Consider the following 10,724-nt stretch of genomic DNA (forward strand, 5'->3'; position numbering starts at 1 on the left):
AACTCAATTCATAAATCTGTTCTGAAAGTAACATGTACTATAGCGGCATGTTTATTAATGGGAATTATAATATATCCTATTTACAGTAAAAATAATGAATTGCATAATGAATCAATAACAATGGATGCTAGGGATAAGGGTATTAAAAGATTAGAAGAGCAACCCAAAATGAATCAGCAAGCATATATGGATAAGTCAATCCTTAAAGAAAAAACGGATATTACTGAAGATGAAAAAAATAAAACTATTAAAAGTGAAATAGTAGAAGAAAATCAAAAGCAAGTTAATAAAACCGAATCTAATACAATCGAATCTAATAAAAACAGTAAAGAACTAAAAACAGAAAAGAAAATTATTGTTTTAAATGATAAGCCTATAATGCCAGCCAAAATGGAAAGTTCAATTAAAAGTGAAAAAAAGGATAAGGATATCGTTTATGAAAATCAAGATATTATTGTTGCCACAACTACGGATATAATTGATGAAGAAAAATTAACAGAGGATAATAATAAAAATAATTCTGCAATATTATGTGATGAAATTGATTTAGCTAAAAGTGGGTTAGCTGAAAATAAAGAAACTAATATGAGGAATTTATCAGTGCAGGAAGTAAGAAATTTTTTGAAAAGTAATATAAAGATACCTACTTACTTACCTAGAGATTTTATTATGGAAAAGGTTTTAGTGGGAGCAGATAGTAATTCATATAAATCATATGAAATTATTTATAGCAATAATTCTCAGTATTTTAAGATAACTGAATATAAAAATGCAAACTACAATGGCGGACTAGTCCCAAATAGTAGTTTGGCATCAAAAACAGCAGAGGAAAACAATATGATTATAAATATAAATAGTGTTTTAGTAAAATATATTTTATGTGAAAGCATTGATAATAAAGATCTACCTTATGCAAATTTTACATGGGTAAACATGGGTAAAACATATACGGCTGAAGGTAACGCACCATGGGCGGAAATTATTAATATTGTAAGCTCTATTATACAGTAGAATATGTTATAAAAAAATGTTGAAAATAAAAATATGTTATGATACTATTTAGGGAGTGTATGAATACAATTAATCATGATATCGAGCTTATATGTAAAAATTTACAGTAGTAACCTAATTTAATAAAAGAAATTGCGTGTTACTGATATAAATCAGGCATGAGCATAAGTCATTATAATACTATAGCCACATTTAGGTGAAGCTATGATTATGACTTTGCTTATGCCTTTTATTTTTTTAAACATGCCACAAAAGAGAGGGAAATATAAATGAAAAAAGCTTTTGGTGTTTTACAAAAGGTAGGAAAATCTTTGATGCTACCAGTAGCACTATTACCAGCTGCAGGATTATTACTTGCATTTGGTAATATGTTTCAAAACCCGGATTTCTTAGTAAGTGCTCCATTTTTTAATGCTAGTTGGTTCCAATTAGTAGCTAAAATTATGGAACAGTCTGGTGGTATTATTTTTGATAACCTTGCATTGCTATTCGCAGTAGGGGTTGCAGTAGGTCTTGCTGATGGTGAAGGAGTTGCAGGACTTGCAGGAATAGTTGGGTTCTTAATAATGAACAAAACTTTAGGCATTGTTGCTGGGGTTACTCATGAATTAACTTTAGGCACAGCACATCCTGAATTTAAAGAAATATTAGGTATCCCAACGCTTCAAACAGGAGTATTTGGTGGTATTATAGTAGGAATTGTTGCATCACATTTATATAAGAAATATTATAATATTGAATTACCTTCGTACCTCGGATTCTTCCAAGGTAAGAGATTTGTACCAATCATTACAGCAGTAGTTGCAATTGGAATTGGTATAGCAATGAGTTTCGTATGGCCTCCAATCCAACATGGCTTAAACGTTTTTTCAAAAGGTATGATCGATGCGAATCCAACATTATCAGCTTTTGTATTTGGAGTAATAGAAAGATCATTAATTCCATTTGGATTACATCACATTTTTTATAACCCATTTTGGTATCAATTCGGTGAGTATATAAATAAAGCCGGTCAAGTAATAAACGGAGACCAACTTATATTCATGGCTCAGTATAAAGATGGTGTACCATTTACAGCAGGAACATTTATGACTGGTAAATTCCCATTTATGATGTTTGGTCTACCAGCGGCAGCACTTGCAATGATTCATGAAGCAAAACCTGAAAAGAAAAAATTTATAGCTGGTATTATGATATCTGCAGCTTTAACCTCTTTTTTAACCGGAATAACAGAACCAATTGAATTCTCATTCTTATTCGTTGCACCAATATTGTTCGGGATTCACTGTGTATTTGCAGGATTATCTTTTATGACAATGCAACTTTTAAATGTTAAAATAGGAATGACGTTCTCAGGAGGACTTATAGATTACATATTATTTGGAGTAATGCCAAATAGGACGGCTTGGTGGTTAGTAATCCCTGTAGGTTTAGTTTTTGCAGTACTTTATTACTTCGGATTCCGTTATGCTATAAGAAAATGGAATCTTAAAACTCCAGGTCGTGAAGACGATGAGGAAGAAAAAGGTAAAGTAATAATTAATCTTCAAGGTCAAGAACATGCAATAGCAGTATTAAATGCATTAGGTGGAAGAGGAAATATAACAGATTTAGATGCTTGCATTACTCGTTTACGTGTAAGAGTTGTGGATGCTGAAAATGTGAATAAAGCGGAACTTAAAAAATTAGGAGCTGCTGGTGTGCTTGAAGTTGGCGACAGTATTCAGGCAATATTCGGAACAAAAGCAGAGAATATAAAAACAGAAATTAAAGAAGTTTTGGATCAGGGTTTAGATAAATAAATTCCATATAAAAAAAGTCCTAATTATTCAATGAAAAATATTTAAGCCCTAATTATTCAACAATGAATAATTAGGGCTTAAATATTTGAATTAGGTAGATTTTGGTTTATGTTTAAAAATATTAAGTTTAATTGTAAAATACTTATCTAAAAATTTATTTACATCTCTTTTCAGGCAAAACTTATAAGCAGAAATAGTAATATAGGACCATATTATAGCGATAGTCCATCCACCAAGAACATCTGTTGGATAGTGAACGCCCAGATAAACCCTACTAAATCCTACAAGCATTAAATATATAAATATTAAGCCACTAAGTAAGTAGGCAACCTTTTTATTCTTTATTTTTTTAACTATAAAGTAAATAAGTACAATACCAATAGCTGTAGAAATAGAAGCATGACCGCTAGGGAAACTATAGCCATGAGCGTCAATTAATCTGAGATCCATGGGTCTATATCTTTTTACTGTGTATTTAAGTATTATGTTAGTAGCACCAGTAGCGCAGATATCAAATACACAGCAAAGAGATTCTAACTTGTTATTCATAAGGTATAATATAATAAAAGCCAATATGCTTATTAAAATCTGAGGTTCAGGGTCTGAGGAGTTTGAAATAACAATTAAAAATTGAATCCATGCAGAATGGATAGAATTTGTTAAATAATAAGGCATCTTAATTTAATCATCCTTTCTATAATACATAAAATATTGATACGAGTATAAGCACCACATTTATTTATACAAAATATACAAAATCCTAATTAAGTGATAAACATCAATAATATTATATCAAAAGCTACAATTAAAAGATACATTTATAAATTTTGTTAGCATAATTGTAAAACATAGTCTATATTTTAAGATTATAGCCTAAATTAAAATGTTTTTCAATATATATTTATTGAAAAACAATAAGAATATATTGAAAAACAAATTATTTAGTAGTATTATTGAAATTGTAGAAAATATTAGTACAGGAGGAACACGGAATGAAGTATTATGGAAGAATGTCTTTAGCTTCATTATTAAAAATATCATTAGATATTATGATTATTACTGGTATAGTTGTATATTTTATTATGTCAAAACAAACCTTTGCGGATAAAGCAATAGATATGTCCTGGGGCAGATTTATTATTACATACACATTATTCACAATAGGAGGAATTTCTGTTATATTAATTTTAATTAACCTTAGAAAAATAGTTGATTCTCTAATAAATTTAACGCCTTTTATTAAATATAATGTGATTTGTTTAAAAAGAATATCACTATTGTGCTTTACGGTGTCAATTTGTTATGCTATAGATTTCGTAATAAATGGGAAATATATAATTTTTAAAATTGCTTATATAGACTCTAGCGGAATACATACTGATATTGAATTTTTAATATTCTTTTTCGTTGGGTGGTTTATTTTAATTTTATCTCAGATATTTAAGCAGGCTGTTGAAGTAAAAGAAGAAAATGAATTTACTATATAAGGGACAAAATAATTGAGAATTATTTTGTACGCAAGCGAACTACAGGGAGGATAATATGGCAATTGTCGTAAATTTAGATGTTGTGATGGCAAAGAGGAAGATATCTTTATCAGAGCTATCAGTCAGAGTTGGAATTACAAATGCGAATTTATCTATATTAAAGACTTCTAAGGCAAAGGCTATTAGATTTAGTACATTAGAAGCTATTTGTAAAGAATTGCACTGCCAACCGGGTGATATTCTTGAATACATAGAAGAGACTTAAATTATAATAAGCTAAATATTTATTGGGAGGCATACCGAGCATACAAGTATATATATTTGTATGCTATAATTTTATGTGAAAGAGTAAGTTAGGAGGAAACAACATGGAGAAAAACATTAGATTCGAAATAATAGCTAAAGATAGATTGGGGATAACTGTAGTCATACTCGAGAAAATTTATGAAGCAGCAATAAACCTCCTTTCTGTAGAAGTGTTTCCTAAAAAGATTTGTGTTAAGATGCAAAATATGGATGATAGCAAGAAGGAAGCATTAAAAAATCAGATTTGTGCAATAGAAGATGTTATTATGGTTAATGAAATTGACTTACTTAATTATGAAGAAAATGAAAGAAAACTTTTAGCTATTCTAGATTCAGTAGATGAAGGAATAATGGTAATAAATAAAAAATTTGAAATAGATATATTTAATAATTATTGCGAGAAAGTATTTCATTGCAGTAAAGAAGAAGTTATAGGAACTGATATTAGAGAATTAATAGGTGGAGATGCTCCAGCTATTAAACTTATAAATAGTGGGCTAAAATATGATAATTTAGAAGTACATGTTAAAACAGAGAGAGGAGAAGTACATTACCTAACTACAGGTAGACCTGTTGTAGATGACAATAATATTAATGTAGGTGCAGTTGCATCTATTAAAGATATGCATAAAGCTATCGAGATTGCAAACGTTATATCTGGAACTACTAAAGGCGCATTTAAGGAGATAGTAGGAAACAGCAATGAGATAGAAAGAGTGAAAAAACTAGTTGAAACTGTAGCTAAGAGTGATTCTACTATACTCTTTAGAGGAGAAAGTGGTACTGGGAAAGAGCTATTTGCAAAAGCAATTCAAAGTTTAAGTAGCAGAAAAAACAGCCCTTTTGTAACTATTAATTGTGCGGCTCTTCCGGATAACTTAATAGAAAGTGAGCTGTTTGGTTATGAAAAGGGGAGTTTTACAGGGGCGATGAACAGTGGAAAAGAAGGCCTTTTTAAAGAGGCGGATGGTGGAACCTTATTCTTAGATGAAATAGGAGAATTATCTATAGTGCTTCAGGCAAAGCTTTTAAGGGTTCTTCAAGAAGGAGTTATTAGAAAGATTGGTAGTACAAAAGAAGAAAATGTAAATGTAAGAATTATTGCGGCTACTAATAGGAATTTAGAAGACATGATTGTGCATGGAAAATTTAGAGAAGATTTATATTATAGATTAAATGTTATCCCAATAATTATCCCCCCCCTTAGAGATAGACTTACGGATATCGTACCATTAGTTAATTTGTTCATTTCTAGATTTAATAAAAAATTAAACAAAGAAATAAAAGGTGCAGAGCTTTCTTTTATAAATAAATTACTCGGATATAATTGGCCAGGGAACATAAGAGAATTACAGAATGTAATTGAGAGGGCAATGAATTTATGTGATGGGAAATTTATATCAACGCAGAATCTTATTGTTGATATAGGGATGGTAAATAATGAAGAAAATAAGATCGATTTGGATGTGAATAAATATTTAAAGCTTAAAGAAGTGGTGGAAATTTGCGAAAGACAGGCTATAGTAAAAGCTCTTTCTAAAAATAAAAGTTTGAGAAAAACAGCAAAGGAATTAGGGGTTTCTCATACTACTATTATAAATAAAATTAAAAAGTATAAAATACGTGAGATTTAAACAACACAAGAAATGTAAAGAAATATTTCCAAATGGAAAGAAAAATTTACAAAATTATTATATAAGTGGTTATAAAAAGTTCCAGTACATTAAATAAAGCTTTGTTGATTGCACTAGAATTTTTTTTATTATTAAAATTTATAAAGAAAACTGTCGTTTAATGCAATAGTGATATAAAAACAAACCTTTTTTATCAAAAGTGGCAGCATAATTGCTAATATATTATATAAAGAAAGAATTATTTTAGGGGGAATTGTAATGGATAGAGAACATTTAAGTAATAGTGGATTTGCGACTAAAGCAATACATGGCGGAAATAAGAAGGATCAATACGGGGCACTAGCTACTCCAATACATCAAACAGCTACCTTTATTTTTGATACAGCTGAGCAAGGTGGAAAGAGATTTGCGGGTGAGGAAGAAGGATACATTTATACAAGACTCGGAAATCCTACAAATTCAGTTTTAGAAGAAAAATTGGCAATGCTTGAAGGTGGAGAAGCTTGTATGTCTATGGGATCAGGTATAGGTGCTATATCTTCAGCTATGTGGACTGCTTTAAAGGCTGGAGACCATATAGTTGCAGCACAAACCATTTATGGGTGTACTCATGCATTTTTAGCACATGGTATTTCTAGATATGGTGTTGAAGTTACTTTTGTTGATGCCTCGAATCCAGAGAATATTAAAAATGCTATGAAAGAAAATACAAGGGTTATTTTCTTAGAAACACCTGCAAATCCAACATTACTTATATCAGATATTGAGGCAATATCAAAGATTGCTCACGCACAAGAAAATTGCATGGTTATGGTGGATAACACATTTAGCAGTCCGTACATACAAAGGCCTCTAGAGCTAGGTGCAGATGTTGTAATACACTCGGGAACTAAATTTATAAATGGACATGGCGACGTGATTTCTGGATTTGCTATTGGATCTAAAGCATTTATTGATCAGGTAAGATTATTTGGTGTTAAGGATATGACAGGATCTTGCTTAAGTCCTTTTGATGCATTTTTGGTTATAAGAGGATTGAAAACACTAGAAATAAGAATGGAGAGGCATTGCAAAAATGCAATGGCTGCAGCTGAATTTTTAGAGACTCATCCAGCAGTAGAAAAAGTATATTTCCCGGGACTTGAAAGTTTCCCTCAATACACACTCGCAAAAAAACAAATGAATCTTCCAGGCGCTATTATCGCTTTTGAAATAAAGGGCGGAATTGAAGAAGGTAAAAAGGTTTTAAATGCCATGCAGCTGTGCAGTATAGCTGTTAGCTTAGGAGATGCTGAAACACTAATTGAACATCCGGCTTCAATGACACACTCACCATATTCATCAGAGGAAAGATTAGAGGCTGGTATTACTGATGGTTTAATAAGACTAGCTGTAGGCCTTGAAAATGTTGAAGATATTATTGCTGATTTAGACCAAGCTCTTAATTTAATAGTTAAATAGTAATTATCATAATAAATAGACATAAGTTTAATAAAGAGTCATGCTAAAGTAGATATTTTATTTACTTGACAGTAAAATAACAAAGTGATATTATTAAATTGAAAATTGAATAGATCCTTCAGGGTAGGTTAAATTCCTAACCGGCGGTATAGCCCGCGAGCCGAAAGGTAGATCTGGTTGAATTCCAGAGCCGACAGTAAAGTCTGGATGAGAGAAGGAGAATAATGATAGATATAGGAGATTTTTATTCATTAATTATATAATATAGTTATGAAAGTTCACTTGTATTTTGATATTAAATTTATCTAGGTAAAACTAGATATGAATCTAGCTTATAAAGCCCTGAAAACATTATTTTCAGGGCTTTATTTATTTTTATATGCCTTATATGATTTAATTTGACCAAAGTTATGCATACTAAGAATAGAAATATTCATAAAGGCTTACACTATAATTATAGAATTAGGGGTGATAGATTGGACAATCATTATATGAGAAGAGCACTTGAATTATCTAAGAAAGCTTCTGGATTCGTAAATCCTAATCCAATGGTGGGTGCTGTTATTGTAAAAGATAATAGAATAATCGGTGAAGGATATCATGAATATTTTGGTGGACCTCATGCAGAAGTCAATGCTTTTGCAAATGCCGCCTGCGATGTAGAAGGAGCAACTATGTACGTAACCTTGGAGCCTTGCTCTCACTACGGTAAAACTCCACCTTGTGCAGATGCTATAGTGCGAAATAAAATATCTAAAGTGGTAATTGGTATGATAGATCCTAACCCACTAGTTGCAGGACGTGGTATAGAAATTCTTAGAAATAATGGGATAGAAGTTATTACAGGCATATTGGACAGTGAAATAAAGAAAGCAAATGAGATATTTGTAAAATACATAACTCAGAAATTACCATTCTGCATTATGAAAACTGCTATGACAATGGATGGGAAAATAGCGACCGCGACTGGTGATTCAAAGTGGATAAGTAATGAAAAATCTAGATTGTATGTGCATGAATTACGGCATATGGTAACTGGAATTATGGTGGGAATCGGAACTGTCTTAAAAGATGATCCAACTTTAACTACAAGAAGAGAAGGCATAGTTAGCTTAAATCCCATAAGGATAATTATAGATAGTTCAGCAAAAATACCATTAGAATCAAAGGTATTAAAATGTGATGAAAAAACAAAAACTATTATCGTTACAACGGAATTTGCGAGGGAGAGTAAACTTGAAGCTATAAGGCAAACGGGCGCAGAAGTAATTGTAACTATAAGTAAAAATAACAGGGTAGATTTGAAATATTTAATGAGTGTACTAGGTGATAGAGGAATAGATAGCATATTACTCGAGGGTGGAAGCACTTTAAATTATTCTGCAATAGAGGAAGGTATCGTTGATAAAGTTATTACTTTTATTTCTCCAAAAATATTTGGGGGAACTTCTGGTAAAACTCCAGTGGGAGGCGTAGGGATTAAGCATGTGAAAGATTCTATTAAGCTTTGTGATACGCAAGTAACTAGGTTTGACGAAGACTTTATGATTGAGGGCTATGTAAAAAAAATTTAGAGTCAAGGTACTTTCATAGTAAAAGATAAAAATGGATTAGTTATAAAGGAGCTGAATAGATGTTTACAGGCTTGATTGAGGAAGTTGGGGAAATAAAGTCCATACAAAATGGTGGTAAGTCTGCGAGAATTACGATAAAAGCAACAAAAATTATGGGTGGCACAAAGATTGGTGATAGCATTAGCACTAATGGAGTGTGCCTTACCGTAACAGAATTTAATAAAGATAGCTTTAGTGTGGATGTAATGGCAGAAACTATGAGGTGTAGCAATTTAGGAAAATTGAAACAAGGTTCCCTTGTCAATTTAGAAAGGGCATTAATGCTAAGTGATAGACTAGGTGGACATATAGTAAGCGGACATATTGATGGAATAGGAACCATTGTAGACCTTTATAAGGAAGAAAATGCCGTTTGGGTGTCCGTAGAAACTACAGTAGATACATTAAAGTACATTGTACATAAAGGTTCAATAACAATTGACGGCATTAGTTTAACTGTAGCCTATGTGGATGAAAATATTTTTAAAGTATCAATTATACCTCATACGAAAGGTGAAACCACCTTACTAACTAAGAAGATAGGCGATGAGGTTAATCTTGAAAGTGATATGATGGCAAAGTATGTTGAAAAATTATTAAGTTATGGTGAAACTCCAAAACGAAAGAAATCTATTAGTATGGATTTTCTTGAGAAAAATGGTTTTTCATAAATCTCGATTACAGTGGATGAAGTAATATTACATCACAAAAGTGATGATTAAAGCATTGGAAATGATGATTAAGGGGTGTAAAAATGTATAAATTTAGTACTATTGAGGAAGCTTTAGAAGATATTAAAAATGGCAAAATGGTTGTTGTGGTAGATGACGAAGACAGGGAAAATGAAGGCGATTTGATTATAGCAGCAGAAAAAGCTACGCAGGAAAATATAAACTTTATGGCAAAATATGCGCGTGGACTTATATGTATGCCTATAGTTAAAGAGAGATTAGATAAATTAAATATAACTCAGATGGTAGTAAACAATACTGATGTACATGGAACAGCTTTTTCTGTTTCTATTGATGCTGTAAGCACGACTACGGGAATATCTGCTGCTGAAAGAGCATCTACTATATTAAAGGTTTTAGACCCTAATGCTTCATCAAAAGATTTTAATAGACCGGGTCATGTATTTCCTCTAGCAGCTAGAGCGGGTGGCGTACTAAATAGGGACGGCCACACAGAGGCAGCAGTAGATTTAGCAAGACTTGCTGGATTGTATCCTGCAGGAGTAATTTGTGAAATTATGAATGAAGATGGATCAATGGCTAGGGTGCCAGAACTTATGGATTATGTGACTAAACATAATTTAAAGATTATTACTATAGTAGATTTAATTGCTTATAGAAGAAAAACTGAATGCCTTGTAGAAATGGTTACTGAAGCTAAAATGCCAACTAGGTATGG

Annotated in this window: 10 protein-coding genes and 1 riboswitch; of the genes, 9 read left to right on the top strand and 1 reads right to left on the bottom strand. The window is 31.6% G+C overall.

Going from position 1 to position 10,724, the window contains the following annotated elements:
- Both JJE11_RS07555 and ptsG read left to right on the top strand, forming a co-directional pair.
- On the top strand, window positions 1–1,011 hold a 1,011-nt coding region (locus tag JJE11_RS07555; protein WP_291634183.1), incomplete at its 5' end, for a hypothetical protein.
- A 269-nt stretch (window positions 1,012–1,280) separates the two neighbouring features.
- Complete coding sequence (ptsG, locus tag JJE11_RS07560) at window positions 1,281–2,813, top strand: glucose-specific PTS transporter subunit IIBC (protein WP_291634185.1); 1,533 nt, start codon at window positions 1,281–1,283, stop codon at window positions 2,811–2,813.
- Between the two features lie 90 nt (window positions 2,814–2,903).
- On the opposite strand, the gene JJE11_RS07565 is transcribed toward ptsG, so the two are convergent.
- Window positions 2,904–3,362 carry a phosphatase PAP2 family protein gene (locus JJE11_RS07565; RefSeq protein ID WP_291634187.1) on the bottom strand — a complete coding sequence of 153 codons (459 nt, stop codon included), beginning with the start codon at window positions 3,360–3,362 and terminating at the stop codon, window positions 2,904–2,906.
- A gap of 443 nt (window positions 3,363–3,805) precedes the next feature.
- On the opposite strand from JJE11_RS07565, the gene JJE11_RS07570 reads away from it, so the two are divergent.
- From JJE11_RS07570 to ribB, 7 genes are all read left to right on the top strand, one after another.
- Window positions 3,806–4,300, top strand: coding sequence for a DUF2975 domain-containing protein (locus tag JJE11_RS07570; protein WP_291634189.1), 495 nt, complete (start codon window positions 3,806–3,808; stop codon window positions 4,298–4,300).
- Window positions 4,301–4,355: 55 nt separating this feature from the next.
- Window positions 4,356–4,565, top strand: a complete 210-nt coding sequence (locus JJE11_RS07575; protein ID WP_291634191.1) for a helix-turn-helix transcriptional regulator — start codon at window positions 4,356–4,358, stop codon at window positions 4,563–4,565.
- Between the two features lie 103 nt (window positions 4,566–4,668).
- Window positions 4,669–6,240, top strand: a complete 1,572-nt coding sequence (locus tag JJE11_RS07580; protein ID WP_291634193.1) for a sigma 54-interacting transcriptional regulator — start codon at window positions 4,669–4,671, stop codon at window positions 6,238–6,240.
- A 258-nt stretch (window positions 6,241–6,498) separates the two neighbouring features.
- Window positions 6,499–7,701: a methionine gamma-lyase gene (gene megL / locus JJE11_RS07585; RefSeq protein ID WP_291634195.1), complete on the top strand. Its 1,203-nt coding sequence runs from the start codon at window positions 6,499–6,501 to the stop codon at window positions 7,699–7,701.
- A 110-nt stretch (window positions 7,702–7,811) separates the two neighbouring features.
- Window positions 7,812–7,924, top strand: a riboswitch (FMN riboswitch).
- Between the two features lie 253 nt (window positions 7,925–8,177).
- Window positions 8,178–9,275 carry a bifunctional diaminohydroxyphosphoribosylaminopyrimidine deaminase/5-amino-6-(5-phosphoribosylamino)uracil reductase RibD gene (gene ribD, locus JJE11_RS07590; protein ID WP_291634197.1) on the top strand — a complete coding sequence of 366 codons (1,098 nt, stop codon included), beginning with the start codon at window positions 8,178–8,180 and terminating at the stop codon, window positions 9,273–9,275.
- Between the two features lie 59 nt (window positions 9,276–9,334).
- Window positions 9,335–9,985 carry a riboflavin synthase gene (locus tag JJE11_RS07595; protein ID WP_291634199.1) on the top strand — a complete coding sequence of 217 codons (651 nt, stop codon included), beginning with the start codon at window positions 9,335–9,337 and terminating at the stop codon, window positions 9,983–9,985.
- An 83-nt stretch (window positions 9,986–10,068) separates the two neighbouring features.
- Window positions 10,069–10,724: 3,4-dihydroxy-2-butanone-4-phosphate synthase (gene ribB / locus JJE11_RS07600; protein WP_291634201.1), on the top strand; the 656-nt coding region annotated here is incomplete at its 3' end.

Source organism: Clostridium sp. (genome assembly GCF_016650095.1).
Classification (GTDB): Bacteria; Bacillota; Clostridia; order Clostridiales; family Clostridiaceae; genus Clostridium_AD.